The following is a 26268-nucleotide window of genomic DNA, read 5'->3' as shown; positions in this document are numbered from 1 at the left end:
TCGACCTCCCACGGACGCCGCTGCCCCACCAGCACACCCCTCCCAGAAGATCAACGAGACACCACATCAAACCACACTCGAGATCATTCTGTTAGGACCCCTTAGTCCTCTAAATGCGGCAAGGGGGCAGCCCGATCCGGCACTTCGCACAGCTCCTCGCGGTGGCCGTGTGTGGCGGTTCGGGTTATTGAGGGGTAAGTCAAAGGTGGCGTGATGGAGTCTGCGGTGCGAGCAGGCTCGCCACCGAGGCCTGACATACCCCTCAGACTGTCCAAAAAGGACACTTTTCGAGAGCAGGGCGTCCGATTTGGGCACTTTACGCAGTATTGCCTGGGGGTCGTGAGTGGCGAGGGTCGTTCTAACCCTCTTTATCACTCACGACCCCGCGCGGGAACCGGGCATCATGACATCAATCGGGCGCGCAGTCCACGCACGGTGTCCGTTGTGGACACATCGCGCCGGGGTCATCCCCGCGAATCATTCCGGAATCCCGCGTGGCAAGGGTTCGATCACGCCATGTTCGACTCACCCCTCAATTGAACCCGAAACGCCACTCACGACCACCTGGACCGATCGGCCGCACTCGCGTGATCGAAGCCGGAACTCGCGTGATCAGCGGCGGAACACCGAGTGCGGCCTCCCATCACGCGAGTCACGCCCCTGATCACACGAGTCACGCCTTCGCTCACGCCTCGCTTGTGCCCAGTCCGCCCGCATTTAGAGGACTAAATGCGGGCTTAGACCAGGGCCAGGACGTCGTCGGCGCAGCCCCAGGCGACGGTGATCCCCGCACCGCCGTGCCCGTAGCAGTGCACGACGCGACCGTCCCGCTCCAGCCGCACTTCGGGCCGGAACGGCCGGAAGCCGACCTTCGCGCCCAGCACAGGCGCGTCGGCCAGCGCGGGCACGAGTTCCCGGCACCGGCGCACGATGTCTGCGGTCACGCCGGGGTCCGGTTCGACCGAATCGCGGCCGGGCTCCTGCGTGCCACCGCAGACGACGTGACGGCCGTGCGGGATCACGTGCCGCAGCACCGGCGTCGAGCCGTCGACGATCCATTCGGTCAGCCCCGGATCGGCGAGGTGGACGACCTGGCCGCCGACCGGCACCACCGTGCCGTCCCCGGCCAGCCGTCCCCCGCCGAGCCCGGCGGCGTTCACCACGAGATCCGCGTCGAGGTCGTCCAAACGCGACACGGTGCGGAACTCGGTCCGCACGCCCAGCGCGGCGACCTCGCCGGCGAGCCAGGCGAGATACACCGGGGTGTCGACCAGCGCGGTGGTGAAGGTGAGCCGTCCGGGTTCGTGGTCGAGGCCGGGCATGGACAGCGCCCACGACGGCAGCGCCGCCTCACGCGGGACGACGTACGTCCCCCGGAGCATGCGGATGCCGGGGGCACCGAGGGTGCGGTACTCCTCGACGCTCGTCGCGGTCCAGCGGTCGACCCGGTCGGAGTTCGCCGCCAGCGGCGGGAACAGCACGCCACCCGCGACCGCCGACGTCGTTTCCCCCGGGCCGGCGTCGGTGAGCACCGTGACGTCGTGGCCGGCCCCCGCCAGCCGGTGCGCGCAGCTCAGCCCGATCACCCCGCCGCCGACCACACTGATCCGCATCGAAAGCCCCCTTCGTCCTCGCGAGCCGTCCTTGCATGGTGACTGATCGCCCGTCACGTAATCTCGCCGGATGAGCGGAAGAGCGCCGTACGGGCTGGTCGCGATGACGTGTGCCGTGATCATGGTCGTGCTCGGGGTGCTGGTCTCCGGCGGAGGTGTCGCCGGTCCGGACGAACTCGCCGTGCGCTGGGTGGAGCGCGCCTTCGGCCCCGACACCGACCTGCTGCGGCTACTGGTGCTGCCGACCGAGGCCTACGTGCTGATCCCGGTCGCGGTACTCGCCGCCGTCCTGTGCCTGATCGGCGGGCGGAGGCTCGAAGCGGTGCTGACCATCGTGGGCCCGCTCGTCGCGATCCTCGCGAACACCTGGGTGCTCAAACCGCTTTTCGACCGCTGGAAGTACACCTACCTCGCCTACCCCAGCGGGCATACCGTCGCGCTGGTCGCGGTGCTGACCGTGCTCGTCCTGCACGCCCGCCCCGGCATCGCCAAGGCGGTCATCGCGACGGTGGGCGCGGTGGTGCTGTGCGGCGTGACGATCGGCATGATCGGCCTCGGCTACCACTACCTGACCGACGTCGTGGGCGGCACGCTGTTCGCCGTCGCGACCGTGTGCGCGACGTGGGTCCTGCTCACCTGGGCTGCACGGCGTCGCGCGCCAGTGCCGTCAGACGGCTGACGGCGCGCAGGTACTTCTTGCGGTAGCCGCCGTTCACCATCTCCTCGGTGAACAGCTCCGGCACCGGCTCGCCCGAGACCACCAGGGGGATCGCGCGGTCGTAGAGCCGGTCGGCGAAGGCGACCAGCCGCAGTCCGACGTTCTGGTCGGGCACCGGGTGGATGTCGCGCAGGTGCACCCGGGTCACGCCGTCGAGAAGCCTTCCGTAGCGCGAAGGGTGCAGCTTGCCGAGGTGGTCGCACAGCGCGTCGAAATCGTCCACTGTGGACTCGGGATGCGCGGCGGCGGAGGCTTCCAGCTCCTCGGCGCTCGCGGGCGGCGGCGCGTCCGGCAGGCCGCGGTGGCGGTAGTCGGGGCCGTCCACGCGGCAGACGCCGAACCGGGCGGACAACGACTGGATCTCGCGCAGGAAGTCCGCGGCGGCGAACCGGCCCTCGCCGAGTTTGTCCGGCAGTGTGTTGGAGGTCGCCGCGACGAACACCCCCGCCGAGATCAGTTCCTGCAGCAGCCGCGTGACGAGCATGGTGTCGCCGGGGTCGTCGAGTTCGAACTCGTCGATCGCCAGGAACCGGTGCTCCGAGAGCCGCCGCACGGCCTCGGCGAACCCCAGCGCGCCGACGAGGTGCGTCAGTTCCACGAACGTCCCGTACGCCTTGGGCGACGGCGTCTCGTGCCACGTCGAGGCGAGCAGGTGCGTCTTGCCGACGCCGAACCCGCCGTCGAGGTAGAGCCCCATCGGCCCGGACGGCGCCTCGTCCCCGCCGAACAACGCGCGCAGCTTCGACTTCGGCTTCCGGTTCGAGGCCTCCGCCACGCGCTTCGCGAACGCGCCGCAGTCGACGACGGCCTGTGCCTGGCTCGGCTCGTCCGGATTGGGCACGTAGGTGGAGAACCGGACCGCGTCGAACCTCGGCGGCGGGACGAGCGCGGTGATCAGCTCGTCGGCGGACAGCTCCGGACGGCGATCGATCAGGCGGGCGGGCATTCGCCGAGGGTAACGGCACCGTCGTCGCGGGTTCACTCTCCCTGACCGGGCGTATCCCCCGCTCAGCGGTGCCGTCGGGCGCGTGCTGGGATGGCGGTGTGCAGCTTTTGTGGCCAACGACACCGGCGGAACCCGTCTCCGACGGCGACCTCGAACGGCTCTACGGGTATCCGCAAGACCTGACCCGTCCCTGGGTCCAGGTCAACTTCGTCAGCTCCGCGGACGGCGCGGTGGCGGTCGACGAGCTGTCCGAGGGGCTCTCCTCCCCCGCCGACAAGCGGATCTTCCTGATGGGACGGCTGCTTTCCGACGTGATCCTGGTCGGCGCCGGCACGGCGCGCGCCGAGGGCTACCGCGGCGCGCGGATCACTCCCGAACGCGCCGCCCGCCGCGTCGCGCTCGGGCTGTCCGAGGTGCCGCCGATCGTGGTGGTGACCCGTTCGGGTGACCTCGACCCCGAAGGCCCGTTGTTCACCGACACGAAGGTCCCGCCGATCGTCATCACCACCGAGAAGGCGCCCTGGGCGGCGCTGGAACGCGCGGGCGCCGAGGTGCTCGTCGCGGGGACCGAAGACGTCGACCTGCACCGCGCGCTCACGCTGCTGGACGAACGCGGGCTGCGCCGGATCGACTGCGAGGGCGGGCCGGCGCTGTTCGCCGACCTGATCGCGGCCGACCTCGTCGACCAGCTGTGCCTGACCGTCGCCCCGCTGCTGGCGGGCGCGGGCGAACGCCGGATCGCCGACGGCCGCCCCTCCCCGGACCCACGGCGGATGGACCTCGCGTCCGTGCTCTTCGAAGACGGCTTCACCATGCTGCGCTACCGCCGCCGGGAGGGCGGGTGAGCGAGGCCACGCCGGTTCCGGACGAGGAACTGGCGGCCCGGGCCGCCGCCGGGGACCACGGTGCCTTCGACATCCTGGTCCGGCGGCACACGGCCAGGATGTACCGGGTGGCGCTGCGGATCACCGGCAGTTCGTCGGAGGCCGAGGACGTCGTCCAGGAGGCCTGGCTCTCCGCGTGGCGCGCCTTGCCCGGCTTCCGGTTCGAATCCGCGGTGTCGACCTGGCTCTACCGGGTGACGACGAACGGCGCGCTCGGCGCGGTCCGGCGACGGAAACCGACGGTGCCGCTCGACGAAGGCGACGCGGGCGTCGTGCCTGGTCCGGAGGGGTACGTGGTGAGCGCCGAACAGGTCGGCAGGGTGCTGCGCGCGATCGCCGAACTCGACGTCGGCCAGCGGATCCCGCTGATTCTGCGAGAATTCGAAGGGTTGACCTACGACGAGGTGGCCGAGGTGCTGGAAGTCAGCGTGCCCGCTCTGCGCGCCCGCCTGCACCGCGCGCGGGTGGCGCTGCTGGCGAAACTCGGCGACAACTTCCGACCCGGGGAACGGTGATGAGCGAGGATCCGCGCGACGACCCCCGGTGGCAGCAGGTGCGCGCCGCCGCGAGCCGTCCGGTACCGACGCCGCCGGGACTCGTCGAACGGGTGCTCCGCTCGGTCAGCGGCGTCCGCGGCGGGCACACCACCGCGCCGCTCGACCTCCCGTCGTCGGGCGGCAAGACCCAGGTGTCGGAGCGGGCGCTGGTGCTGATGACCAGGAGCCTCGCCGCCGAGATCGGCCGCGAGCTCGGCGGGGTCCACGTCTCGGCCGTCGCGCTCGAAGAGGACGTGCTCCAGGTGCTGGTGACGATCCGGTTCGGCGTCGAGGCGAGCGTCGCGGAACTGTTGCGGCACCGGGTCGGCGCGGCGCTGTCCGGCCAGCTCGGTTCGGCCCCGCCCGCGATCAACGTCCACGTCGTCGACGTCCACCCGGACTGAACCCCCGCAACTGATTACCCCATCCGGGGGACATCGCGTGACGGCTCGGCATGCGCGTGTGTCCTGGTCGGTGAGAGCGTAGGGACCGCCGCGCGCGCAGGTCGCGCGGCACAGGCCGAGAAGGAGCGAACTCCATGGCGCAGCCGAGCGCGAGCAAGCCCGACACCCCGGTCGCCGGGGCGTCCCTCAACGAGGAAGGAACCGCCGGCAAGACCACGATCTCGTCGGTGGTGGTGCAGAAGGTGGCCGGTCTCGCCACCCGCGAGGTGACCGGGATCCACGCGCTGGGCGGCGGCGTCTCGCGGGCCTTCGGCGCGATCCGCGAACGCATCCCCGGCTCCGGCACGGTCACCACGTCCGGTGTCTCGGTCGAGGTCGGCGAGAAGCAGGCCGCGATCGACCTCGACGTGGTCGTCGAATACGGCGCCCGCATCGTCGACGTCGCGCGCGCGGTGCGCCGCAACGTGATCGGCCAGGTCGAGCAGATCACCGGCCTCGAGGTGATCGAGGTCAACATCGCGGTCAACGACATCCACCTGCCCGACGAGAACGGCGGCGAGACCGAGACCTCGCGGGTGGAGTGATGAACGGGACCCAGACCGGCCTGCTCGCCGGCCTCATCCTCGGCCTCGCCGCGACCCAGGGCTTCACCGCGTTCCTGGTGACGCTGGCCGTCGGCGTCATCGGCCTCGTCCTCGGCCGCGTGCTCGACGGCGAACTCGACCTCGGCGACCTGTTCGGCCGGGGCCGCGACAAATGACCCTCCCGGCCGAACCGGAGGACCGCGGCACCCTCACCATCGCGCCGTCCGTGGTCCGCAAGATCGCGCAGCACGCCGCGGACCAGGTCGACGGGACCACGCGCGCCGAGCGGCGGATCGCCGGGCTCGGGCTGGGGACACACGGCGCGAGCGCGAAGGTCGGCGGCGAGGGCAACGACGTCGATCTCGTGCTCGACGTCGCGCTGAACTACCCGGCGCCGGTGCGGCGGATCGTCGGCGACCTGCGCGCCAGGGTCACCGAGGAGGTCGAACGGATCACCTCGTACCAGGTCCGGGACATCTCGGTGACGGTCTCCGCGCTCCTGCCCGACATCGCGCCCCGCGTCCGCTAGAAGGAGCACCCGCATGCGTTTGTTCGTCCGCCTGCTGTCGGCCCTGCTCGGGCTGGCGCTGGCCGCCGCCGGGGTCCTGCTGGCGCTGGAGGTCGGCTGGGGCTGGTGGCGGCCGGGACGCGGGCCGCTGTTCGTCCCGTGGGACGACTGGCGCGACAGGCTCGCGGAGCTGTCCTGGAGCGATCCGACCGTCCGGTACCTCTCGATCGCCGTCGCGGTCGTCGGGCTGCTGCTGATCCTGGCGGCAGCCTCGGCCGGGCGGCGCGCCATCCGGCTGACCGATCCGGCGAACGAGGTCAGCGTGACCACGTCGCCGCGTTCGCTGGCCAGGCTGGTCGGGGTCACGGTGCGCGCACAGGACAACGTCGCGGGCGCGAAGGTCACGGCCACCGCCAAGAAGATCCGCGTCCGCGCGACGAGCAGGCTGGAAACCGAAGGCGAGCTGCGGCCGCGGCTGCTGGAGACGGTCTCCGGTCTGCTCGACGACGTCCCGTTGGTGCGGCGGCCGAAGGTGTCGGTCGTCGTCGACTCCCCGAAGGACCGCCGATGACCCGTTCGGTCTCCGCCAAGGCACTCGGCCGGTCCACCGGCACGGAACGGACGCTGACCGTCCTCATCGGACTCCTCGCGCTGCTCGGCGGGGCCGCGGCGCTGGTGGTCGGGGCGGGCTGGCTCGGCACGTACCGCGCCGACCGGCCGCTCGTGGACCCGATCGCCCTCGATTGGCTGTCGCGGCACGCGCTCGCCGTCCGCGTCGGCGCGATCGTGCTCGGCGTCCTCCTGCTGTGGCTGGGCCTGTGGTGGTTCTTCCGGTCGCTGCGCCCGGAAGGCCGCCCGGACCTCGAACTCGACGACGACCTCGTGGTCACCTCCTCGGCCATCTCCGAGGCCGTCCGCCTCGACGCCGAGACGGTCGACGGGGTCGGGCGCGCTCGCGTCCGCGCGGTCGGCGACAAGGAGAACCCGGCGCTGCGCATCACGCTCTGGCTCGTCGAGGGCACCGACCTGAAACGGGTCTGGGAGCAGCTCGACCACACCGTGCTGGCCCGCGCGCGGGAATCGCTCGGGGTGGACGTCCTGCCGACCGCCGTCCGGATCGAACTCGACACGACGGCACCCCAACGGGTGCGCTGAGCGCGCCGGTGCGGCAAGAATGGCCGTCATGTCGCTTCCCTTGACGTCGCCGATCAAACCGATGCTCGCCAAGCCGGCGAAGGCGATCCCCGATTCCGGCGGGCTGCTGTTCGAGCCCAAATGGGACGGCTACCGCTGCCTCGTGTTCCGCGACGGCGACGAGCTGACCCTGCAGTCACGCTCGGAGAAGCCGCTGAACCGGTACTTCCCCGAGGTCGTCGAGCGGTTGAAGGCGACGCTGCCCGAGCGGATCGTGCTGGACGGCGAACTGGTGGTCGCCCGGGACGGCAAGCTGGACTTCGACGCGCTCACCGACCGGGTCCACCCCGCCGAAAGCCGTATCAAGCTGCTGGCGGAACAGACCCCGGCCGAGTTCGTCGCGTTCGACCTGCTGGCGCTCGGCGACGAGTCCTTTCTGGACGAACCGACGTCGAAACGGCGGGAACGGCTGGAGAAGCTGGCCTCCGACGGCATCCACCTCACGCCGGCCACCGCGGATCCGGCGATCGCGCGGCACTGGTTCGAACTGTTCGAGGGCGCCGGGCTCGACGGCGTCATCGGCAAACCGCTCGACGAGCCGTACACGCCCGGCAAACGCGTGTTTCTGAAGTACAAGCACTCGCGCACCGCCGACTGCGTGCTCGCGGGGCTGCGCTGGCACGTCGACGGCGAACCGGGCGAGCTGGTCGGTTCGTTCCTGCTCGGGCTCTACGACGAGAACGGCGTGCTGCACCATCCCGGTGTCGTCGGCTCGTTCCCGGTCGCCCGGCGGCGTGAACTGGCCGAGGAGCTGGCGCCGCTGATCACCGACGGGGCCGATCACCCCTGGCTGGGCGACAACGTGCGGGAGCACCAGCGGATCCCCGGCGGGATCACCCGATGGAAGTCCAAAGAAGCCCCGTGGGTGCCGCTGAAGCTGGAAAGGGTGGTCGAGGTCGGCTACGAACACACGGAAGGCGGATATCCGTCGCGGTTCCGCCACACCGCCCAGTTCAAACGCTGGCGCCCCGACCGCGAGCCGGACTCCTGCACCTACGCCCAGCTCGAAGAGGTCGCCCGCTACGACCTGGACGCCGTGCTGCGCGGCGAGGTGAAACGCACCCGCTAACCGTGTCCTGACATCCGACCTGCGAAGCTCTGTTCCGAGCTTTGTCATGCCTTGGAAGTGAGGACCAGCCCGTGAGCACCGCCCGCCGCACGCCACGGCTGATCCTGACGACCACCGTGGTGGCGGCCGTGCTCGCGGGCTGCACCGCCGGGCCGTCGGTCCGGCCCGCGGTGATCGACAACGACGGCAAGCCGGATCCCGGCGGCCAGACGACTGCGCAGCAGGTGCCGCTGCCGCCGCTCGCGGAACCCCGGTCGCCGTCGATCAAATGGGAGGACTGCGACGAGGCGACCCGGCAGCGGCTGGGTCAGCCGTCCGTGCCGGACACGCTGAAGTTCTCCTGCGCCAGGGTGCCCACCACGCTCGACGCGCCGGACCTGCCCGGCCGCGGGCTCTCGCGGCTGTCGGTGGTCAAGACCGGCGGCGGGCCCATCCCGCTCGTCGTGGTCAACGACGTCGACGGCGAGCCGGGGTCTCTGTACGCCGCGCGGCTGGCCGCGACACTGCCGCCCGAGTTCCTGCAGAAGTTCTCCCTGATCGGGGTGGACCGGCGCGGGACCGGGGCGTCCGCGCCGGTGCAGTGCATCCCGGCGGAGATCCGCACCGATCTGCTGGGCGGCGATCCGACGGCCGCCGACCTCGAAGGCGTCGTCGACGCGGCGCGCAAGGCCGGTCAGCAGTGCGCCATCGAACTGGACGACTCGCAGGTCGCGATGGACAGCTGGCGGGCCGCGGGCGACCTCGAAGAGCTCCGTGAGCAGTTGGGTATGGACAAGCTGCACGCCCTCGGGCGCGGCGACGGTTCGAAGGTCCTCGCCGAATACGCCGTGCGGTTCCCGGCGCAGGTCGGCCGGGTGATGCTCGACGGACTGCCCGACCCCGCCCCGGACGCGGCCGCGGTACAGGAACAGGTCGCCGCGAGCGCGCAGGCGACCCTCGACGCTTTCGGCGCCGACTGCGTCGCGCGAGGCTGCCCGATCGGCGATGCCCGCTCGGCCGTGTCCGCCGTCGCGGACCGGCTCCGCTCGGCTTCCGCGACGACCACCGACGGTGCGGAGATCACGCCGGGGATCGCGCTGTACGCCATCTACTCCGGGCTCGCGCAGCGCTCGCGCTGGGTGGAACTCGCCGAGGCGCTCAAGACCGCGCAGACCGGCGACGTCACCCCGCTGGCCGCGTTCGCCGAACCGGTGCTGAAGGACTCCCGGGCGCGGCCTTCGCGGCTGGACGGCACGCTCGCGACCAAGTGCAACGACAGCGCGACCCGGCTCTCGGCCGAGGAACTCACGCGCGTGACCACGACGCTGCGCGACAAGTACCCGCAGTTCGGTGTCTTCGCCGCGCAGCAACTGGCCTGGTGCAGCCCGTGGCCCGTGCGCCGCGAACCGCTCCCGCCCGCGGGTGCGCCGGGTGCGCCGCCGATGCTCGTCGCGGGCACCGCGACCGACCCGGTCACCCCGGAACAGGGCACCGGCCGGGCCGCCGACCAGATGCCGAGCGCGGTCACGATCACCTGGCAGGGTGCCGGGCACGGCGCGCTGAGCCTCTCGCCGTGCGTGGCGGACGCGACGCGGGCGTTCCTGGTCGACGGGAAGGTGCCCGTCGACGGGACCCTCTGCCCGGCCTGACTCCCCACCCGCGTGCCTCTTGAAGTGTCATGAAAGGGTCGTTCAGGACGTTTTTCGTCCTGAACGACCCTTTCATGACACTTCTGGTGCGACACCAGCGTGGCGCCCCTGGAGCCAGGGCGCGTTGCGAAAGCCACTTTCGCAACGTTGAAGGTTGCGAAAGTGGCTTTCACAACCTCACCCGCCCCACACTCCCCACCCGCGTGCCATGAAAGGTCCTTTCCTTGCAAAATTTGCAAGGAAAGGACCTTTCATGGCGTCAGCCGGGACCGAAACGGCTACTGCCGGTACGACTCCACCTCCGACACCGGCCGCGCCGAAGCCTGATCCGGGTCCTCGTCGAACTCGACCCGCGCCCGCCGCTGCCGCAGCAGGTCCCAGCACTGGTCCAGCTGCTGCTCCACGCTCGCGAGCCGGGACCGGTCGTCCGAGCTGAGCCCGGTGCCGATCGCCCGCGAACGGAGTTCGTGTTCCTCGCTGACCAGTTCGTCGATCCGGCTGAGGATGTCCCCGTCGGCCATACGCACCTCCCGCGAAACGTGGGTCGCTCCATCCGAGACGCTACGCGCACTCCCGGGAATGCGCGTCCCGCCCGATTCGTTACGCCGGGCATGAGCACTGTGGAGCTGACCGCCGCCAACTTCGACCAGGTCGTGTCCGACAACGACTTCGTCATCATCGACTTCTGGGCGGGCTGGTGCATGCCGTGCCGTCAGTTCGCGCCGACCTACGAGAAGGTGTCGGAGAACCACGACGACATCGTGTTCGCGAGTGTCGACACCGAGGCCGAGCAGCAGCTGGCCGCCGCCTTCGACGTGCGCTCGATTCCCACCCTCGCGGTCATCCGCGACAAGACGGTGATCTACGCCCAGCCGGGCGCGCTGCCGGAGAAGACGCTCGAAGACCTCATCCAGCAGGCGCGCGACATCGACATGGACAAGCTCAAGGAAGAGGCCCAGGAGGCCTGACGAGCAAGAAGAAGGGGCCCTGCCCGGCGGGTTTCGCCGGGCAGGGCCCCTTTGTACTTCAGCGGAACAGTGCCACCCGGGACCGGGTCAGCCCTTGGTGGCGAGTCCGCGCAGGAAGAACGCCAGGTTCGCCGGGCGTTCCGCCAGCCTGCGCATGAAATAGCCGTACCATTCGTCGCCGTAGGGGACGTAGACGCGCATCGTCTCGCCGTCGCCCGCGATCCGGCGCTGCTCCTCGGGACGGATCCCGTACAGCATCTGGAATTCGTGGTCGTCCGCCTTGCGGCCCGCGTCCGCCGCGAGCTTCTCGGCGATCGCGATCATCCGGGGGTCGTGCGAGGCGACCATCGGATATCCCTTGCCCTGCATGAGGATCTTCAGGCAGCGCACGTAGGACTTGTCCACTTCGGACTTGTCCTGGAACGCGACCTCCTCGGGTTCGGCGTACGCGCCCTTGCACAGCCGGACGCGGGATCCTTCGACCGCCAGGTCGCGGCAGTCCTGCTCGGTGCGCCGCAGGTAGGCCTGCAGCACCGCGCCGACCCACGGGTACTCGGTGCGCAGTTCCCTGAGGATGCCCAGCGTCGAGTCGGTGGTGGTGTGGTCCTCCATGTCGAGGGTCACCGTGGCACCGACCGCTTCGGCCGCCGCGCAGATCTTGCGGGCGTTCTCCAGCGCGACCTTCTCGCCGTCGGCGGGCAGGAACTGGCCCACCGCGGACAGCTTCACCGACACGTCCGCGCCGAACGCGAGGCCGTCGGCCGCCAGCGCGGTCAGCAGTTCCTCGTAGGCACGGACGGTCGTCGCGGCCTGCTCGGCGTCGGTGGTGTCCTCGCCGAGGTGGTCGAGGGTGACCCGGAGGCCGTCGTCGGCCAGTTCGCGGACCACCCGGGCGGCGTCGGGCGTCTTCGCGCCGGCGACGAACCGGCTGACCACCGATCGGGTGGCGGGGACGACCTCGACCAGCTTGCGCATCCGCTGGGATCGAGCGGCGGCGAGCAACGGGGCACGCAACATCACGAACTCCTGGTTCTCAGCCCTGGTGGGGGTAACGGACGCTGGTGGGCGGGACGAAGGTCTCCTTGACCGAGCGCGGGCTCGTCCAGCGGAGCAGGTTGAACACCGAACCGGCCTTGTCGTTGGTGCCGGACGCGCGGCCGCCGCCGAAGGGCTGCTGGCCGACGACCGCGCCGGTCGGCTTGTCGTTCACGTAGAAGTTGCCGGCGGCGAAGCGCAGCGCCTCGGACGCCTTCGCGACGGCGGTGCGGTCGTTCGCGATGACCGCGCCGGTGAGCGCGTAGTCGGCGGTCTCGTCGACCAGCTTCAGCACGTTGTCGAAGTCCTCATCCTCGTACACGTGGAGCGCGAGGATCGGACCGAAGTACTCGGTACGGAAGATCTCGTGGTCCGGGTTGTCAGACACCAGGATCGTCGGGCGCACGAAGTAGCCGACGCTGTCATCGGCGGTGCCACCGGCGATGACCTCGATCTCGGGGTCCTCGGCCGCGTTCTTCAGCACGGCGGCGTGCTTGTCGAAGGCGCGGCGGTCGATCACGGCGCCACCGAAGTTGGTCAGGTCGTTGACGTCGCCGTAGGTGATGGCCTCGGTCTCGGAGACCAGCTCGTCCTTCAGGCTCGCCCAGAGCGACCGCGGGACGTAGGCGCGGGACGCGGCCGAGCACTTCTGGCCCTGGTACTCGAAGGCGCCGCGGATCAGCGCGGTGCGCAGGATGTCGACGTCGGCGGAAGCGTGCGCGAGCACGAAGTCCTTGCCGCCGGTCTCGCCGACCAGGCGCGGGTACGTGCGGTAGCCGGAGATGTTGGCGCCGACGGTGGCCCACAGGTGCTGGAAGGTCGCGGTCGAACCGGTGAAGTGGATCCCGGCCAGGTCGCGGTGGGTCAGGGCGACCTCGGAGACGGCCTTGCCGTCACCCGGCAGCAGGTTGATCACGCCCGGCGGCATGCCGGCTTCTTCGAGCAGCCGCATCAGCATGTGCGCGGCGTAGCTCTGCGTCGGCGACGGCTTCCACAGCACCACGTTGCCCATCAGCGCGGGCGCGGTCGGCAGGTTGCCGGAGATCGCGGTGAAGTTGAACGGGGTGATGGCGTACACGAAGCCCTCGAGCGGGCGGTGCTCCATCCGGTTCCAGATGCCGGGCGAACTGACCGGCTGCTCGGCGAGGATCTGACGGCCGAAGGCGACGTTGAAGCGCCAGAAGTCGATGAGCTCGCAGGCGGAGTCGATCTCGGCCTGGAAGGCGGTCTTCGACTGGCCGAGCATGGTGGCGGCGTTCAGCTTGGCGCGCCACGGGCCGGCGAGCAGGTCGGCGGCGCGCAGGATGATGGCGGCGCGGTCGTCGAAGGACAGCGCGCGCCAGCCGGGAGCGGCGGCCTTGGCGGCGGCGATCGCGTCGTGGGTGTCCTGCGCGGTCGCGCTGTGAATGACGCCCAGCACCGCCTTGTGGTTGTGCGGCTGGACGACCTCGATCTTCTCGCCGCCGCCCTTGCGCTGCTCACCACCGATCGTCGCGGTGATGTCGATGGGGTCGGCGTTGCCCAGCAACTTGAGCGCGCCCTCGAGTTCAGCGCGCTCAGCGCTGCCCGGCGCGTAGTTCAGCACCGGCTCGTTCTTCGGGGCGGGGGTCTGGGTCACGGCGTCCACTGACTGCTCCTGACTTCACTTCGCCGGATAGAGGTCTCACCCCGAACGGTAGACCGGACGGCTTCGTCACGGCTTGTTCGACTGGCTAGAATCGGGGTGACCATCTTGTCCGATCGGCTTAATTCGGTGATGACCTGACCACGGATACGACCACAGGCGCCTCGCTCCGGCATGTCCTCGCCACGCTCGGGGAACCGCTGGTCAGGGTGCTCGCGGCCCCCGGCGGGCTCGGCGTCCAGGTGGAGGACGTCGTGATCCACGATCCGGAGGATCCGCCCGACGCCCATCCGGGTGACCTCGTCCTGGTGATCGGCGCTCGCGGGCGCTCGGCCTCCGGCGCGATCCGGGCGGCGGGGCGGTCCGGGGCGGCCGCTGTCGCGGTCAAGACCGGCTCGGCCGTCGTCAACGTCGCGGCCGACGCGGGGATCGCGCTGATCGAGGTCGGCCACGAGGCGCGCTGGGAGCAGGTCGAAGCACTGGCCAGGGGCGTGGTCGACGCGGCGCGAGCGGGTGGCGAGGCGGACAGCGGCGAGGTGCTGGGCGATCTGTTCTCGCTCGCGCAGACCATCGCGACACTGACCGGCGGTCTGGTCAGCATCGAGGACACCGCGAGCCGCGTGCTGGCCTATTCGCGGGCCGGTGACGAGGTGGACGAACTGCGCCGGCTTTCGATCCTCGGCCGCGAGGGCCCGGAACGGTATCTCGCGATGTTGCGCGAATGGGGCGTTTACCAGCGGCTTCGCGCGGGTGAAGGCATCGTCCGCATCGACGAGCGGCCCGATCTCGGCATCCGGCGGCGGATCGCGGCCGGGATCCACGCCGGATCGCAGCCGCTGGGCACGATCTGGGTCCAGGAGGGCGCGCATCCGCTCACCGAAAGCGCGGAGGTCGCGTTGCTCGGGGCGAGCCGGGCGCTGGCGCCGCAGCTGATCCGCCACCGGACGCTGCCCAGCCCCGAACTCCGGCTGCGCGAGGATCTGCTGGCGGGCCTGCTCGACGGCCGCGTCGACGCCGAGTCCGTCGCCGACGACATCGGCGCGGATCCCGGGAAACCCGCCATGGTGCTGGCGTTCTCGCTCCCCCGCGACCGGGCCGCCACCGACCGGCAGCTACGGCGCGCCGAGCTGGTGCACCTGATCACCGTGCACACCGCCGCGTACCGGCGCAGCGCGCTGGTGAGCGTGATCGGCGGCCGGGTCTACGCGCTCCTTCCCGACCTCCCCGAGCACGCGGAAGCGCGGATCCTGGCGCTGGCCAAGGAAATCGTCGGTACCGCGCAACGGCATCTCGACGTCCGGGTGCGCGCGGCGCTCGGCGGTGCCGTGCCCCGGCTCTCGGACGCGGCGGCCTCACGCGGCGACGCGGACCGCGTGCTGGCGACGATGGCGCGCGGGCACGAGACCGCGGACGTCGCCTCGCTGGCCGACGTCCGCGCCGAAGTCCTGCTCTCGGAGGTGCTCGCGTTCCTCGGCGAGCAACCGAGGATCCGCGACCCGCGGCTGACCGAACTGGTCGCGCACGACGCGGAGCACGGCGGGATCTTGGTGCCCGCCGTGCTCGCGTACCTCGACGCGTTCGGGGACGTCCGGCGCGCGGCGCGCGAGCTGAACATCCATCCGAACACGGTCCGGTACCGGGTGCGCCGCGCCGGCGAGGTGTCCGGGATCGATCTCGACGACCCCGCTCAGCGCATGCTCACCCAGCTCCTCTTGCGCCTCTAGGGCTTCCCGTCCCGCATTCAGTCCTCTGGATGCGGTCCTTGCGTGTGCAAGTACCGCATTCAGAGGACGAAACGCGTGGGGTCAGGCCAGGGTCAGGCTGAAGCGGCGGTTCTGGACGTCCAGCTTGTCCAGCCGCACCGCGACGGCCGCCCCGGCGGCGAACGGGCCGGTTCCGCCGACGGTCGGCAGCAGCCCCTCCATCCCGGGGGCCACTTCGACGAACGCGCCGAACGGCAGCACCCGCGTGACGACTCCGTCCAGAACGCCGCCGTCGGCGTGCGCGACGACGAACTCGCGCCAATTCTCGGTGGGAGACATGCGATTCACCTCCTTTCCGCGCATGGTCCACAGGGGGACACCTACGCGGAGGCGGGCTGCGGGCCCGCGCGGAGATCAAGCGGCGGCCGGGGAACCCGTCCGCTCACGGCACAAGGCCGACCCGGCAGTCATGGCCGTGACCCTAGCAAAGGTCACGACACGGCCGCCAAGCTGCGAAGGTCGGCGACCTCGGCCAGCGCGCGATAGGACTCCAGCCGCTCGGCCTGGTCGAAAGTGCTGGTGGTCACCAGGATCTCGTCGGCGCCGGTCTTGGTGACGAGGTCCGCCAGCCGGTCGCCCACCTCGTCCGGGGTGCCGGCGAGCTGACCGTCGAGCGCCCGGTCCAGCCGGTCCCGGTCGCGGTCCGACAGCGGCCCGGCGAGGATCTCCTCCACCGGCGACAGCGGCGGGAAGACACCGTGCGTGCGCGAATAGACGGTCGACCACGCTTCGGGGATCAGCAACCGCCGGGCCTGTTCGGCCGTCTCGGCGACCGCGATGGCCGTGGACACCACGACGTACGGCCGCGAAGCCTGAGGGGAAGGCCGGAACCCGGACCGATACCCCTCGATCGCTTCGAGCAGCGGACCCTCGCCCCGGACCGGCGCGATCACCAGCGGCAGCCCCAGTTCCGCGGCCAGCCGCGCCCCGGCGCCGGTGGCCAGCAGGAACGCCGGCACGCGCAGACCTTCCGCCGGGATGGCGTGCACACCCGGATACGTCGTCTGATCGCCCGCGAGGAAGCCCAGCAGTTCGCGGACCTGCTCGCCGAAGCGGTCGGCGTCGTCCTTCTCGTGCCCGAGCGCCTGCCGCACCCCGCCGGTGAACCCGACGGAACGCCCCAGCCCCATGTCGATCCGGCCGGGGAAGAGCGATTCGAGCACGCCGAACTGTTCCGCGACCACGAGCGGCCGGTGGTTGGGCAGCATCACGCCGCCGGTGCCGACCCGGATCCGCCCGGTCGCCGAGGCGACCGCCGCGGCCAGGACGGTGGGCGCCGAACCGGCGACACCGGGCACGCTGTGGTGTTCCGACACCCAGAACCGGTGATAGCCCAAGGCTTCGATGTCCCGCGCGAAGGCGACCGTGTCCCGCAAGGCGCGGGGCGCGTCGCCGCCACGGCGGGTCGGGGACCGGTCAAGTACCGAAAGCGTGATCACCCTCGGGTCAACGCGTCCGGGCCCGGCGGGCATTCCCCGCTCAGGGGCGCCAGCGCTCGCTGTAGTCCGGGTGGTCGGCGTGCGGCAGGGCCAGCAGCCGCAGGGTCAGGCACCAGTTCGTGCCGGCCTCGTCGGCGGGCACATGGCACGTCTCGCACCAGTACTCGTTGCCGTACAAGGGGAATCCCGGGACCTTCTCCGAAACCGTGGTGCGATGCGCCTGCAGGAGCCTCCGGGTCGCCTCGATCTCGTTGATCATCTGGTTGACCGCGTCGAGTTCGATGTCGTTGAGCGAGCGGATCTTCTTTTCGATGACGACCTTGGTCTCACCACGATTGAGCGATTCGTTGATCTCGGTTTTCTTGACCGCCTGCATGATCAACGCCTGGCGTTGCCCCACACGCGCGGCGAGGAAGGCGATCAGGTCGTCCACGGGTACTCCTTCGTCTCCCCCAGCCTAGTGTTCGGAGGGAAATGTCGCTGGCAGGAAGCCCTGCGTTACGGCTGAGTCCCACGCGTCACACAGTCTCGTATCGGTCACGGGCGGAGCGGTAACAGGTTTCTAGATCGACACGAAAGCGCAATCACTCCGCGAGCAAAACGAAGAAGACACGGATGGCGGGCGCGAATTTGTCACCGATACCGCACACCTCGTCACGAAATGCGTTCCCCGTCGTGGCGGGCCTCGCCGTCGCGCTCACATTGGGCGCCGGCACCGGTGTGGTGGCGGCCACCCGGCCGGGTGAGCCCGTCGCCGCGCCGGCCACCCCGGCGACGGTGACCGTCACGGCGGAGGCCGCGCCCGCGCCGGCCGTGACCGTCCCGGCACCGCCGGGCACCTCGGGACGCACGGCCGTCGCTTCCCTCGCGGACCGCTTCGCCGACGGGACCTATCTGGTCGGCACGGACATCCGAGCGGGCTCGTACCGCTCCCCCGGACCGGCACCGGGCGGAAACGGGCACTGCTACTGGGCGCGGCTCCGGCCCGAAGGCGCGTCGAAGATCGTGGCCGACCAGCTGACCACGGGCGCCGCGCGATTCACCGCCCGCAAAGGCGAGTACGTCCAGGTCGCGGGGTGCGAGTTCACCCTGTCCTAAGTGTCGTCGCGCGCCTTGCTCGGCTGGACGCGCTTCGGCTCACCGGGCATCTTCGGATAGTCCGGCGGATACGGCATCTCGCCGAGGCCGTGGTCGCGCTCGTCCCGCGCGTACCAGTCCAGCAGCGTCTCGATGCCGAACGCCTGCTCGTCCATCGGCGCGTGGAGGTCGCCGCGCTCGGCGTAGAAGGCGCCCGCGGTGAGGACGTCGAAGTCGTCGGGATCGACCTCGGTCAGCAGATCCCAGGTCAGCGGCGTCGACACCGTCGCTCGCGGGGTGCCGCGGACCGACCAGGACGACGCGACCGTGCGATCGCGCGCCGCCTGGTTGTAGTCGATGAAGACCCGGCCGCCGCGTTCTTCCTTCCACCACGCGATGGTGGCCTTCTCCGGGATCCGGCGCTCGACCTCGCGGCCCAGCGCGATCACCGCGTGCCGGACGTCGATGAAGTCCCATTCCGGCCGGATCCGCACCAGGACGTGCACCCCGCGGCCGCCCGAGGTCTTCGGGTAGCCGGTCAGGCCCGCCGAGCCGAGGACCTCGCGGACCACGCCCGCGACCTCGACCGCGTCGGAGAAACCGGCCTCGTCCGGCGGATCCACGTCGATGCGGAGTTCGTCGGGATGGTCGACGTCGGGCCGCCGCACCGGCCACGGGTGGAAGTCGAAGGTGCCCAGATTCGCCGCCCAAGCGAACACGGCGGGTTCGGTCGGGCAGACCTCCTCGGCCGTCCGGCCCGACGGGAAGGTGATCTTCGCGGTCTCCACCCAGTCCGGGGTGCCCTTCGGCACGCGCTTGGCGTAGAACCACTCGCCCTCGACGCCGTCGACGTAGCGCTTCAGCGTCGTCGGCCGCTCCCCGATCGCGCGCAGCAACGGCACGCCGACCGCGACGTAGTGCTCCACGACCTGGCGCTTCGTGATCCCCCGGGCCGGGAAGTACACCTTGTCCGGGCTGGACACCCGGACCTTGCGTCCGCCTGCCTCGACCTCGATCGGCTCACCGTTCTTGGGCATGCGCCCACCGTATCGCCGATCAGGGCCGGGGATCGGTCTCCAGGATTGCCATGCTGATCGCGTCGTGCCATTCGCCGTCCCACCACAACGCGTCGCGTTGGAGACCTTCGCGGACGAACCCGGACTTCTCGTAGACCCGCTGCGCACGGGGGTTGAAGTCGAAGACCTCGAGCGAGACGCGATGGAGGCCGACGAAGTCGAACGCGAAGTCCAGGATGAGCTTCGTCGCCTCGGTGCCGTATCCCTTGCCGAAGACGGCGGGCCCGGTCAGGGCGATCCGGAACGAGGCCGAGCGGTTGTCCGCGTCGACGTCGTTGAGTACGACGTCTCCTAGATAGACGCGGTCGTCCTTGCGCAGGATCGCGTAGTCGGCCCGGTCGTCGAGGCCCGGCCGGGACGAGAGCCAGCTGCGGATCTGCTCCTCGGTGAACGTCGCGTGCGTTCCGGTGAACCGGGTGCCCTCCGGTTCGTGCACCGCCTGCCACGCGGGTTCGAAATAGGTCTCGTCGAGCTGGGTGAGCACGACGTTCTCGCCGGTGAGTTCGGGCTGTGCCCGCAGCGCCTCGGTGTCGATCACGGCGGACACGGTACGGTGGACGCGGTGTCCGGGCGTACCAAATTAATCCTCGCGCTCGCCGTACTCGCCCTGTTCGTGGCGGCGGCGGCGCTGCTGCCGATCCCGAGTCCGGCCGGGTTGCGGGCCTGGGCCGCCGAGACCGGACCGGCCACCCCGCTGGTGTTCTTCCTGGTCTATTCGGTGCTGACGGTGGCGCCGATCCCGCGCACCGTGTTCAACCTGGCCGGCGGGCTGCTGCTCGGCGCCACGACGGGGATCGTCGTCGGCATCCTGGCGACCACGGTCGCCTCGGGGCTCTCGTTCGCTCTTTCGCGGGCACTCGGCCGCGATCTGGTCACCCGGCACCTGCACCGGGCCAAGGTCCGCGCGGTCAACGACCGGCTTTCGGACGGCGGAGTCCTGGCGATCACCTCCTTACGGCTGATCCCGATGGTGCCGTTCGCTCCGTTCAGTTACCTGTGCGGAGTGTCATCTGTTCGTTTCGCCCCGTATCTGATCGGGACCGCGCTCGGCAGCCTGCCGGGTACGGTCGCCGTCGTCGTCCTCGGCGACGCGCTGACCGGGGAAACACCTCCCGCCCTGCTGATCTGTTACGCCGTCTTCGCCGCCGCGGGGGCCATCGGGCTGGTCAAGGTCTTCCGGCGCAAGGCCCCTCCGACGCCCGAACCGAGCGGCGAGGAAGAATTGCCCGCCTCCGCACCGGCGAGCTGACGGGGAGCCGAAACCGCCGCCCGCTACACTCGATCGGGTGCGCGGGACCTGTCAGGCCGCGTAGCGCCACCATCACCCGGAGAATGTGTCAGGAGCAGTCGCCATCGACACCGGTCAGCTGATCGCTGGGCACTATCGCCTGGTCGAGCAAATTGGTAGCGGTGCCATGGGGGTGGTCTGGCGTGCCATCGATGTCCGCCTCGAGCGCTCGGTGGCGGTCAAGCAGATCCTCCCGCAGCCGGGTGTCTCCGAGGCCGAACGCGACAACATGCGCCAGCGCGCCATGCGCGAGGCGAAGAACGCGGCCCGCTTCCAGCATCCGAACGCGATCGTGGTGTTCGACATCGCCGAGCACGGCGGCGACCCCTGCCTGGTGATGGAGTACCTGAACGGCCCGAGCCTCTCGGCGATCATCTCCGACGAAGGCACGCTGCCGCTGGGGCGCGTCGCGAAGATCGGCGAGCAGGTCGCGTCGGCGCTGGTCGCCGCGCACCGCGCCGGGATCGTGCACCGCGACGTCAAACCGGGCAACATCCTGATCGACGAGTCCGGCACCGCGAAGATCACCGACTTCGGCATCTCCCGCGCGGCGGGTGACATGACGCTCACCCAGACCGGCCTGATCGGCGGCACCCCGGCGTACCTCGCACCCGAGCTGGCGCGCGGTTCGGACCCGGTGCCCAGCTCCGACGTCTTCGCGCTCGGCGCGACGCTCTACCAGGCGATCGAGGGCCAGACGCCGTACGGGAACAGCTCCAACCAGCTCGCGCTGCTGTACGCGGCCGCGAACGGCCAGATCAACCCGCCGCAGCAGGCGGGCGCCGCGACGGCGCTGCTGATGAGCCTGCTGCGCACCGAGCCCACCGAGCGCCCGACCATGGCCGAGGCCAGGGAGCGCCTCGCCGCGCTGGCGGCGAACGAATCCGGTGCGGGCACGGCCGCCTCGCCGCGGCTTTTCGGAGCGGGCGGCGGTAGACAGCCCGCCGTGCCCGAAACCCCCGGACACGGCATCCCCGGCGGAGACCGCCCGCCGTGGCAGCGGACCGACAAGCCGGTCCCCTCCGCCGCGGCTCCTCCGCAACCCACCAAGACGCACACGCCGACGGCCGCGTTCATCCCGATGCGCTCGCCGTCCGCCCCGCCGAACACCCCGCCGCGTCCGGTCGCCGCGATGAGCCCGCCGCCGTCCGCTGCCGCCCCGATGCGGCCGTCGCCCGCCAAGCCGACCGACGCGAAGCGCAAGGCCGTCCTGTTCGCGGGCGCCGGTGCCGCGGTCGTGGTGATCGCCGTGATCGTGTTCCTGATCCTGAACTCGAGCAACGGGGGCAACACCCCGGGCGGGAACAACGCCGGGGCGAACCCGCAGCCGGGCACCTCGGCACCCAAGTCGAGTGGCTCCAAGAGCAGCGCGCCTCCGTCTTCCGCGGCGTCGAGCGGCGGCAAGATCGGGTACCAGCCCGCCGGGCAGCGGGTCGTGGACTTCTACAGCAGCGCCGGCACGCCCGAAGGCTGGGCGATGCTGACCCCCGACGCCCAAGCGGTGTACGGCGACCAGGGGAAGTATCAGGAGTACTGGGCGACGAAGCAGCTGAGCAGCTACAAGGGCGCCAGCGCGAACAAGGGCAACAACGCCGACGGCTCGGTCGACATCACCATCAACCTCACGTTCAAATCCGGCGGGTCCGAGGCGAAGACCGTTCGCGTGATCGACGGTGGCGGCGGTCAGCTGCTGATCGCTGGGGACACCCGCAGCGCGCAGGGCAACTAGAGCCGGCACCCCTCGCGACTGTGTGGATTTCTGGTCATCCAACGCACCAAAATCCACACAGTCCAGAGCTTACGACAGCACTCCCTGGGCGACGCCGACACGCGAGTACTCGGCAACTGACGCAGCGTGGCGGGGGTGAGACCCGCCTCGCTGCTGGTAGGCCAATCGCCGATCGTGGCTTACTGTTGCCGGTATGGCCGATAGCGGACCTTTCGGACCTCGTCAGAATCCTCGCTTCCAGGAAGACCTGGTAGGCCTCGACCCGCACGACCCCGAGGCCCGGGCCTTCGCCGAGCATCTGGACCGCATCGAACGCTGCGGCCCGAACTTCACCGTGGAGGCCTGCCTCGACGGTGTCTCCGATTTCGCCGACTCCAGCAACCGGCTCGGCGGCCTGCGCTGGTGGGTTTCGGCACTGCTCGTGGTCCTCATCGTGCTCGGCGTGATGGTCACCGCATGGGACATCATCGGCCGGGCCATCGCGTGGCTCGCGGGGTAACGTGGAACCGGTGAAAGGCATGAAACCCGTTGTCGGAGCCACGCCGCGCGTGGTCAAGTCCGAGCAGGAATGGCGGGAGCAGCTCAGCCCCGACGAGTACGCCGTCCTTCGCCAGGCGGGCACCGAGCGCCCCTTCACCGGTGAGTACACCGATGAGAAGACCACCGGTGTCTACCAGTGCCGAGCCTGTGGCGCCGAGCTGTTCCGCAGCGACACGAAATTCGAGAGCCACTGCGGCTGGCCGTCGTTCTACGACCCGGCCGACACCGACGCCGTCCTCCTCCGCGAGGACACCACCATGGGGATGCGCCGGATCGAGGTGCTGTGCAAGTCGTGCCACAGCCACCTCGGGCACGTCTTCGAAGGCGAGGGTTACGCCACGCCGACGGATCAGCGGTACTGCATCAACTCGATCTCGCTGAAGCTCGTTCCCGAGTCGTAACCGAACGAAGCGAACCACCGCCCTTCCCGACGCGTTCCCGGATGACAGGAACAGCGTCGGGGAGGGCGGTGTCGTATGAACGAACCCTGGGGGATCTCCGGACCGGCTTTCGCGTGGCTGTACGGAGTCTGTGCCGTACTGCCGGTCGCGCTCGCCGTGGCGAACGAGTGGTGGCTGCGCCGTGACACCGGTGCCAGGACGGTGCCCGGTCTCTACCACCTGGCCGCGCTGGCGGACGGCGCGGAGCGGGTCACCGACACCGCCGTCGCCGGTCTGATCGCGAGGCACTCCCTGCGGCCGGACGGACGCGGCCTCCTGCACCCGGTCGAGCCGGCGCCCGCCGACCCCTTCGAGCGCGCGGTCGTCTCACTCGTCCACGGCAACGGGACCGGCCTGCGTGAGCTGCGCTCGAAGATGGCTCGACACGAGGCCGTCCGGGAGTTGCGCGCCGATCTCGAGCAGCGTGGCCTGCTGGTCGCCGAGAAACACCGCCGGATGGGCTGGCAGTACGCGATCGCGTTGTCCGTGGCCGTCTTGACGTTGGGGATCGTGCGGCTGGCGAACGCCGTACCGCTGCACCGGCCGGTCGGCGCCCTCGTGGTCTTGATCGTCGGGGTGATCGGCGCGATCGGCCTGGCCGCGTGGCGGCAATGGCCGGACGGATCCGGCCGGGCGACCGCCGCGGGCACGCTGGCGCTCCGATACGGCGACTGGGACCGCGGCCTGGCCCGCACCGCGGCCGGGCAGGTGGCGCTCGACGGCTGGCAGGCCTTCCCGGACAAGGTCGTCGCGATCACGCTGATCAGGACCGGCGGCACGAAGGCCAGGCTCTTCGCCGGTACGGCGAGCACGTGCGGCGGAGGCGGCATGTACGTCGCCGGTTCCTCGTGCGGCGGCGGAGGCTCCTCGTGCGGCAGTGGAGGTTCTTCCTGCGGCGGCGGTGGAGGCGGCTGCGGCGGCTGACGGCCCAACTGCCGTCGCCGGACTCCGCGCCGGATGCTCGAATCACGGAACCACGATCGGACCGCGCGGCGTCCGACTACGGTAAGTGCACCTGCTCGTGAAAGGCCCGTGCGATGGAATACACCTGGGGCATCCCCGGACCCACGTTCCTGACGATCTACGCCATCCTGCTGGTGTTCCCGGTGGTCGCCGGTCTCGTGTGGACGATCGCGGCCAAGCTGGGCACCAGAACCCCGAGCGCCGAAGTGAGCGGGCCGCAGCCGACGGTGTACGAGTTCGCCTATCTCGCCGGCGGCTCGGACCGGGTGGTCGACACGGCCATCGCGGCGCTGGTCGACCGCGGGACCTTGCGGGTCAGCAGCGCGAAGCAGCTCCAGCTCACCGGTCCCGAGCCCGCCGACCCGATCGAGAAGGCCGTCGCCAAGAGCGCGCGGCCGGGGCACAACGCCACGACCCGCGGCATCCGTGACCGGCTGCGGCTGTCGGGTCCGATGCAGGCGCTCGCCAAGGATCTGGAGGGACGCGGGCTGGTCGTCGTCGATCAGGGGCCACGGATCCGCCGGGTCGTGTACTTCCTGTACCTCGCCGTACTGGTCTTCGGTGTGGTGCGCCTGATCGCCGGGCTCGCCGGCGACCGCCCGGTCGGATTCCTGATCCCGATGCTGATCGCGGCCGGGGGCGCGACACTGATCGCCCGTGCGCTCAAGAACAAGCGGCCGGGCCCGCGGCCGACCGCAGAAGGCAACCGTGTCCTCCACAAGGCCAGGTCCGCCCACGGGCGGGAGCGCAAACGCGGCATCCCGAACGGACCGGGCTACGTCGGCGGCGCCGTGCTGGGTGGTGCCGCGGCGGCGGTCGCGTTCGGCGGCCTCGCCTCCTACCCCGACGAGGAGCTGAGCGCGGCCCTGATCCCGCCGCAGCTCTCCAGCGGTTTCGGCGGCGGTTCGTCCGGCGGCGGTTCTTCGTGCAGCAGCGGCGGCAGCTCGTGCAGCAGCGGCGGCAGCTCCTGCGGTGGGGGCGGCGGCTGTGGCGGCTGACGGGCCCGGCAGGCTCGGGATCGGCATCGGCTGGCGGCACGAGCTCGACCTGTCGATCGCGCGGCTGCCGGGCGTCGACTGGGTCGAGGTCGTCGCCGAGAACCTGCACGCCGGGCATCTGCCGGAGACCCTGGTCGCCTTGCGCGACAAGGGAATGCCGGTCCTTCCGCACGCGGTCTCGCTGTCGCTGGGCGGAGCCGAACCGCTGGACACCGCGCGCGTCGAGCATCTCGCGGAGGTCACCCGCGAGCTCGGCGCACCGCTGGCCAGCGACCACGTGTGCTTCGTGCGCGCGGGCGGCCTCGACTCGGGCCATCTGATGCCGCTCCCCCGCACCCGCGAAGCACTCGACGTCCTGGTGGACAACGTCAAACTGACGCAGTCCATCGTGGAGGTCCCGTTCGCGCTGGAGAACATCGCGGCGGTACTGGAATGGCCGGCCGCCGAGTTCACCGAATCGGAGTTCCTGCGGGAGCTCACCGACCGGACCGGCTGCCTGCTGATCGTCGACGTGGCCAACCTGTACGCCAACGCCCGCAACCTCGGCACCGATCCCGAGCGGTTCCTCGACGAGATCCCGTGGGAGCGCCTGGCGTACACCCATATGGCGGGCGGCGTCGAACGCGACGGCGTCTATCACGACACGCACGCCCATCCGGTGGTGCCGGAAGTCCTGGACCTGCTGCGCGAACTGCGGCGGCGCACCGAACCGCCCGGCGTCCTGCTGGAGCGCGACGACGACTACCCGTCCGACACCGAACTGGCGGCGGAACTGGCCGCGCTGCGGGAAGCGGTCTCGCCGTGACGTCGCCCCGGGAGCGGCTCGCCGAGCAGCAGGCGGAGCTGCTCAAGGCGCTTCTCGCCGGAGGCGACGCCCCGGCGGGCTTCGACGAGGACAGGCTCCGCATCGAGGCGAACGTCTTGCGGAACAAGCAAAGCAGGTTGGCCGCTTACCTCCGCCCGGACCTCGCCGAAGCCCTCGGTGACCGGTTCTCCGCGCTCTTCCGCGAGTACGCGACGAGCCATCCGAAGACCGACGCGATCCGCGCGCGGGCCTATGCGGACGCCTTCGGCACGTGGCTCGTCGAGCGCGGTGAGATCCCGAAGCCCCGAGGCCGGTTCACAAGCTGGCTCCGCCGCATTTAGGGGTCCTAACAGAATGAGTGGGCTTTGAGTCTGCGCCAGCAGATGATGGCGCAGCCGAGGGTGAGGAAGCCTTGGTGGAGGTCGTCGCGGACTTCCCA

Annotated in this window: 32 protein-coding genes; 22 read left to right on the top strand and 10 right to left on the bottom strand. The window is 70.6% G+C overall.

Annotated elements, in window-relative coordinates:
* Positions 1–737: 737 nt before the first annotated feature.
* Positions 738–1613: an FAD-dependent oxidoreductase gene (locus ACSMFO_RS39545; protein WP_436462463.1), complete on the bottom strand. Its 876-nt coding sequence runs from the start codon at positions 1611–1613 to the stop codon at positions 738–740.
* A gap of 70 nt (positions 1614–1683) precedes the next feature.
* On the opposite strand from ACSMFO_RS39545, the gene ACSMFO_RS39540 reads away from it, so the two are divergent.
* On the top strand, positions 1684–2292 hold the full coding sequence (locus ACSMFO_RS39540) for a phosphatase PAP2 family protein (protein WP_436462462.1): 609 nt from the start codon (positions 1684–1686) through the stop codon (positions 2290–2292).
* Here ACSMFO_RS39540 and zapE read toward each other — a convergent pair.
* Positions 2246–3277 (bottom strand): cell division protein ZapE, encoded by a 1032-nt coding sequence (gene zapE / locus ACSMFO_RS39535; protein ID WP_436462461.1) that lies wholly within the window; start codon positions 3275–3277, stop codon positions 2246–2248. The two genes, ACSMFO_RS39540 and zapE, sit on opposite strands and share 47 nt — an antisense overlap.
* Before the next feature lie 98 nt (positions 3278–3375).
* Here zapE and ACSMFO_RS39530 point away from each other — a divergent pair, with 98 nt between their 5' ends.
* The 10 genes from ACSMFO_RS39530 (at position 3376) to ACSMFO_RS39485 (ending at position 10084) form a co-directional block, all read left to right on the top strand.
* Positions 3376–4122, top strand: a complete 747-nt coding sequence (locus ACSMFO_RS39530; RefSeq protein WP_436462460.1) for a pyrimidine reductase family protein — start codon at positions 3376–3378, stop codon at positions 4120–4122.
* Positions 4119–4676, top strand: coding sequence for an RNA polymerase sigma factor (locus tag ACSMFO_RS39525; RefSeq protein WP_436462459.1), 558 nt, complete (start codon positions 4119–4121; stop codon positions 4674–4676). Before ACSMFO_RS39530 ends, ACSMFO_RS39525 begins: the two co-directional genes overlap by 4 nt.
* Positions 4676–5101, top strand: a complete 426-nt coding sequence (locus ACSMFO_RS39520; RefSeq protein WP_436462458.1) for a hypothetical protein — start codon at positions 4676–4678, stop codon at positions 5099–5101. The genes ACSMFO_RS39525 and ACSMFO_RS39520 overlap by 1 nt, the downstream gene beginning before the upstream one ends.
* A gap of 134 nt (positions 5102–5235) precedes the next feature.
* Positions 5236–5685: an Asp23/Gls24 family envelope stress response protein gene (locus ACSMFO_RS39515; protein WP_436462457.1), complete on the top strand. Its 450-nt coding sequence runs from the start codon at positions 5236–5238 to the stop codon at positions 5683–5685.
* Positions 5685–5861, top strand: a complete 177-nt coding sequence (locus ACSMFO_RS39510; RefSeq protein WP_005157087.1) for a hypothetical protein — start codon at positions 5685–5687, stop codon at positions 5859–5861. Before ACSMFO_RS39515 ends, ACSMFO_RS39510 begins: the two co-directional genes overlap by 1 nt.
* Positions 5858–6214 (top strand): Asp23/Gls24 family envelope stress response protein, encoded by a 357-nt coding sequence (locus tag ACSMFO_RS39505; protein WP_038515694.1) that lies wholly within the window; start codon positions 5858–5860, stop codon positions 6212–6214. Before ACSMFO_RS39510 ends, ACSMFO_RS39505 begins: the two co-directional genes overlap by 4 nt.
* Positions 6215–6227: 13 nt before the next feature.
* Entirely contained in the window at positions 6228–6764 is a 537-nt protein-coding gene (locus ACSMFO_RS39500; RefSeq protein WP_360091553.1) for a DUF6286 domain-containing protein, read from the top strand.
* Entirely contained in the window at positions 6761–7348 is a 588-nt protein-coding gene (gene amaP, locus ACSMFO_RS39495) for an alkaline shock response membrane anchor protein AmaP (RefSeq protein ID WP_436462456.1), read from the top strand. Before ACSMFO_RS39500 ends, amaP begins: the two co-directional genes overlap by 4 nt.
* A gap of 28 nt (positions 7349–7376) precedes the next feature.
* Positions 7377–8456: an ATP-dependent DNA ligase gene (locus ACSMFO_RS39490; protein ID WP_436462455.1), complete on the top strand. Its 1080-nt coding sequence runs from the start codon at positions 7377–7379 to the stop codon at positions 8454–8456.
* A 71-nt stretch (positions 8457–8527) separates the two neighbouring features.
* Entirely contained in the window at positions 8528–10084 is a 1557-nt protein-coding gene (locus ACSMFO_RS39485) for an alpha/beta hydrolase (protein WP_436462454.1), read from the top strand.
* Positions 10085–10362: 278 nt separating this feature from the next.
* Here ACSMFO_RS39485 and ACSMFO_RS39480 read toward each other — a convergent pair whose 3' ends face one another.
* Entirely contained in the window at positions 10363–10605 is a 243-nt protein-coding gene (locus tag ACSMFO_RS39480) for a DUF2630 family protein (protein ID WP_037343824.1), read from the bottom strand.
* Between the two features lie 90 nt (positions 10606–10695).
* On the opposite strand from ACSMFO_RS39480, the gene ACSMFO_RS39475 reads away from it, so the two are divergent.
* The gene (locus ACSMFO_RS39475; protein WP_038515702.1) at positions 10696–11052 is read left to right on the top strand and encodes a thioredoxin family protein; all 357 of its coding nucleotides are present in this window, start codon (positions 10696–10698) and stop codon (positions 11050–11052) included.
* An 87-nt stretch (positions 11053–11139) separates the two neighbouring features.
* On the opposite strand, the gene ACSMFO_RS39470 is transcribed toward ACSMFO_RS39475, so the two are convergent.
* Both ACSMFO_RS39470 and pruA read right to left on the bottom strand, forming a co-directional pair.
* Positions 11140–12069 carry a proline dehydrogenase family protein gene (locus tag ACSMFO_RS39470; protein ID WP_038515704.1) on the bottom strand — a complete coding sequence of 310 codons (930 nt, stop codon included), beginning with the start codon at positions 12067–12069 and terminating at the stop codon, positions 11140–11142.
* Positions 12070–12085: 16 nt separating this feature from the next.
* Positions 12086–13714, bottom strand: coding sequence for an L-glutamate gamma-semialdehyde dehydrogenase (pruA, locus tag ACSMFO_RS39465; RefSeq protein WP_436462453.1), 1629 nt, complete (start codon positions 13712–13714; stop codon positions 12086–12088).
* 206 nt (positions 13715–13920) lie between these two features.
* On the opposite strand from pruA, the gene ACSMFO_RS39460 reads away from it, so the two are divergent.
* Positions 13921–15435 carry a PucR family transcriptional regulator gene (locus tag ACSMFO_RS39460; RefSeq protein ID WP_360097148.1) on the top strand — a complete coding sequence of 505 codons (1515 nt, stop codon included), beginning with the start codon at positions 13921–13923 and terminating at the stop codon, positions 15433–15435.
* An 81-nt stretch (positions 15436–15516) separates the two neighbouring features.
* On the opposite strand, the gene ACSMFO_RS39455 is transcribed toward ACSMFO_RS39460, so the two are convergent.
* From ACSMFO_RS39455 to ACSMFO_RS39445, 3 genes are all read right to left on the bottom strand, one after another.
* Entirely contained in the window at positions 15517–15753 is a 237-nt protein-coding gene (locus ACSMFO_RS39455; protein ID WP_038515710.1) for a S1 RNA-binding domain-containing protein, read from the bottom strand.
* 152 nt (positions 15754–15905) lie between these two features.
* A complete protein-coding gene (locus ACSMFO_RS39450) occupies positions 15906–16946 on the bottom strand; it encodes an LLM class flavin-dependent oxidoreductase (protein WP_436462452.1) in 1041 nt (346 codons plus the stop codon).
* Between the two features lie 7 nt (positions 16947–16953).
* Positions 16954–17346, bottom strand: coding sequence for a DUF6221 family protein (locus ACSMFO_RS39445; RefSeq protein WP_016333007.1), 393 nt, complete (start codon positions 17344–17346; stop codon positions 16954–16956).
* 242 nt (positions 17347–17588) lie between these two features.
* On the opposite strand from ACSMFO_RS39445, the gene ACSMFO_RS39440 reads away from it, so the two are divergent.
* Complete coding sequence (locus ACSMFO_RS39440; protein WP_436462451.1) at positions 17589–18011, top strand: hypothetical protein; 423 nt, start codon at positions 17589–17591, stop codon at positions 18009–18011.
* Here the strand turns inward: ACSMFO_RS39440 and ACSMFO_RS39435 are convergent.
* A complete protein-coding gene (locus ACSMFO_RS39435) occupies positions 18008–19027 on the bottom strand; it encodes a DNA polymerase domain-containing protein (protein WP_436462450.1) in 1020 nt (339 codons plus the stop codon). The genes ACSMFO_RS39440 and ACSMFO_RS39435 overlap by 4 nt on opposite strands.
* Positions 19028–19046: 19 nt before the next feature.
* The gene (locus tag ACSMFO_RS39430) at positions 19047–19604 is read right to left on the bottom strand and encodes a GNAT family N-acetyltransferase (protein ID WP_436462449.1); all 558 of its coding nucleotides are present in this window, start codon (positions 19602–19604) and stop codon (positions 19047–19049) included.
* A 24-nt stretch (positions 19605–19628) separates the two neighbouring features.
* On the opposite strand from ACSMFO_RS39430, the gene ACSMFO_RS39425 reads away from it, so the two are divergent.
* The 8 genes from ACSMFO_RS39425 to ACSMFO_RS39390 all read left to right on the top strand — a co-directional run bounded on the left by ACSMFO_RS39425 (position 19629) and on the right by ACSMFO_RS39390 (position 26170).
* Positions 19629–20315, top strand: a complete 687-nt coding sequence (locus ACSMFO_RS39425) for a TVP38/TMEM64 family protein (protein ID WP_436462448.1) — start codon at positions 19629–19631, stop codon at positions 20313–20315.
* Positions 20316–20481: 166 nt separating this feature from the next.
* Positions 20482–22083, top strand: coding sequence for a protein kinase domain-containing protein (locus ACSMFO_RS39420; protein WP_436462464.1), 1602 nt, complete (start codon positions 20482–20484; stop codon positions 22081–22083).
* 193 nt (positions 22084–22276) lie between these two features.
* Positions 22277–22582 (top strand): hypothetical protein, encoded by a 306-nt coding sequence (locus tag ACSMFO_RS39415; RefSeq protein WP_436462447.1) that lies wholly within the window; start codon positions 22277–22279, stop codon positions 22580–22582.
* Between the two features lie 19 nt (positions 22583–22601).
* Positions 22602–23024, top strand: a complete 423-nt coding sequence (gene msrB / locus ACSMFO_RS39410; protein WP_034318341.1) for a peptide-methionine (R)-S-oxide reductase MsrB — start codon at positions 22602–22604, stop codon at positions 23022–23024.
* A gap of 75 nt (positions 23025–23099) precedes the next feature.
* On the top strand, positions 23100–23987 hold the full coding sequence (locus ACSMFO_RS39405; RefSeq protein ID WP_436462446.1) for a TIGR04222 domain-containing membrane protein: 888 nt from the start codon (positions 23100–23102) through the stop codon (positions 23985–23987).
* A 113-nt stretch (positions 23988–24100) separates the two neighbouring features.
* Positions 24101–25024, top strand: coding sequence for a TIGR04222 domain-containing membrane protein (locus tag ACSMFO_RS39400; RefSeq protein ID WP_436462445.1), 924 nt, complete (start codon positions 24101–24103; stop codon positions 25022–25024).
* Entirely contained in the window at positions 25014–25829 is an 816-nt protein-coding gene (locus tag ACSMFO_RS39395; RefSeq protein WP_436462444.1) for a DUF692 domain-containing protein, read from the top strand. Before ACSMFO_RS39400 ends, ACSMFO_RS39395 begins: the two co-directional genes overlap by 11 nt.
* Positions 25826–26170: a hypothetical protein gene (locus ACSMFO_RS39390; RefSeq protein WP_436462443.1), complete on the top strand. Its 345-nt coding sequence runs from the start codon at positions 25826–25828 to the stop codon at positions 26168–26170. The genes ACSMFO_RS39395 and ACSMFO_RS39390 overlap by 4 nt, the downstream gene beginning before the upstream one ends.
* Positions 26171–26268 lie beyond the last annotated feature (98 nt).

Source organism: Amycolatopsis sp. w19 (assembly GCF_051373225.1).
GTDB classification, from domain to species: domain Bacteria; phylum Actinomycetota; class Actinomycetes; order Mycobacteriales; family Pseudonocardiaceae; genus Amycolatopsis; species Amycolatopsis japonica.
Note: the sequence above shows the minus strand (reverse complement) of the source record. Positions and strands in the feature narration are given on the sequence as shown.

What these genes read in the sequence shown, in the direction of transcription:
- ACSMFO_RS39510 (WP_005157087.1), top strand. Translation starts at nt 5,685, where the DNA reads ATGAACGGGACCCAGACCGGCCTGCTCGCCGGCCTCATCCTCGGCCTC.
- ACSMFO_RS39540 (WP_436462462.1), top strand. Translation starts at nt 1,684, where the DNA reads ATGAGCGGAAGAGCGCCGTACGGGCTGGTCGCGATGACGTGTGCCGTG.
- ACSMFO_RS39480 (WP_037343824.1), bottom strand. Translation starts at nt 10,605, where the DNA reads ATGGCCGACGGGGACATCCTCAGCCGGATCGACGAACTGGTCAGCGAG.
- ACSMFO_RS39455 (WP_038515710.1), bottom strand. Translation starts at nt 15,753, where the DNA reads ATGTCTCCCACCGAGAATTGGCGCGAGTTCGTCGTCGCGCACGCCGAC.
- ACSMFO_RS39415 (WP_436462447.1), top strand. Translation starts at nt 22,277, where the DNA reads ATGGCCGATAGCGGACCTTTCGGACCTCGTCAGAATCCTCGCTTCCAG.
- ACSMFO_RS39400 (WP_436462445.1), top strand. Translation starts at nt 24,101, where the DNA reads ATGGAATACACCTGGGGCATCCCCGGACCCACGTTCCTGACGATCTAC.
- ACSMFO_RS39475 (WP_038515702.1), top strand. Translation starts at nt 10,696, where the DNA reads ATGAGCACTGTGGAGCTGACCGCCGCCAACTTCGACCAGGTCGTGTCC.
- ACSMFO_RS39470 (WP_038515704.1), bottom strand. Translation starts at nt 12,069, where the DNA reads ATGTTGCGTGCCCCGTTGCTCGCCGCCGCTCGATCCCAGCGGATGCGC.
- ACSMFO_RS39450 (WP_436462452.1), bottom strand. Translation starts at nt 16,946, where the DNA reads ATGCCCGCCGGGCCCGGACGCGTTGACCCGAGGGTGATCACGCTTTCG.
- ACSMFO_RS39500 (WP_360091553.1), top strand. Translation starts at nt 6,228, where the DNA reads ATGCGTTTGTTCGTCCGCCTGCTGTCGGCCCTGCTCGGGCTGGCGCTG.
- amaP (WP_436462456.1), top strand. Translation starts at nt 6,761, where the DNA reads ATGACCCGTTCGGTCTCCGCCAAGGCACTCGGCCGGTCCACCGGCACG.
- ACSMFO_RS39545 (WP_436462463.1), bottom strand. Translation starts at nt 1,613, where the DNA reads ATGCGGATCAGTGTGGTCGGCGGCGGGGTGATCGGGCTGAGCTGCGCG.
- ACSMFO_RS39520 (WP_436462458.1), top strand. Translation starts at nt 4,676, where the DNA reads ATGAGCGAGGATCCGCGCGACGACCCCCGGTGGCAGCAGGTGCGCGCC.
- ACSMFO_RS39435 (WP_436462450.1), bottom strand. Translation starts at nt 19,027, where the DNA reads ATGCCCAAGAACGGTGAGCCGATCGAGGTCGAGGCAGGCGGACGCAAG.
- ACSMFO_RS39420 (WP_436462464.1), top strand. Translation starts at nt 20,482, where the DNA reads ATGGGGGTGGTCTGGCGTGCCATCGATGTCCGCCTCGAGCGCTCGGTG.
- msrB (WP_034318341.1), top strand. Translation starts at nt 22,602, where the DNA reads ATGAAACCCGTTGTCGGAGCCACGCCGCGCGTGGTCAAGTCCGAGCAG.
- ACSMFO_RS39505 (WP_038515694.1), top strand. Translation starts at nt 5,858, where the DNA reads ATGACCCTCCCGGCCGAACCGGAGGACCGCGGCACCCTCACCATCGCG.
- ACSMFO_RS39515 (WP_436462457.1), top strand. Translation starts at nt 5,236, where the DNA reads ATGGCGCAGCCGAGCGCGAGCAAGCCCGACACCCCGGTCGCCGGGGCG.
- ACSMFO_RS39405 (WP_436462446.1), top strand. Translation starts at nt 23,100, where the DNA reads ATGAACGAACCCTGGGGGATCTCCGGACCGGCTTTCGCGTGGCTGTAC.
- zapE (WP_436462461.1), bottom strand. Translation starts at nt 3,277, where the DNA reads ATGCCCGCCCGCCTGATCGATCGCCGTCCGGAGCTGTCCGCCGACGAG.
- ACSMFO_RS39490 (WP_436462455.1), top strand. Translation starts at nt 7,377, where the DNA reads ATGTCGCTTCCCTTGACGTCGCCGATCAAACCGATGCTCGCCAAGCCG.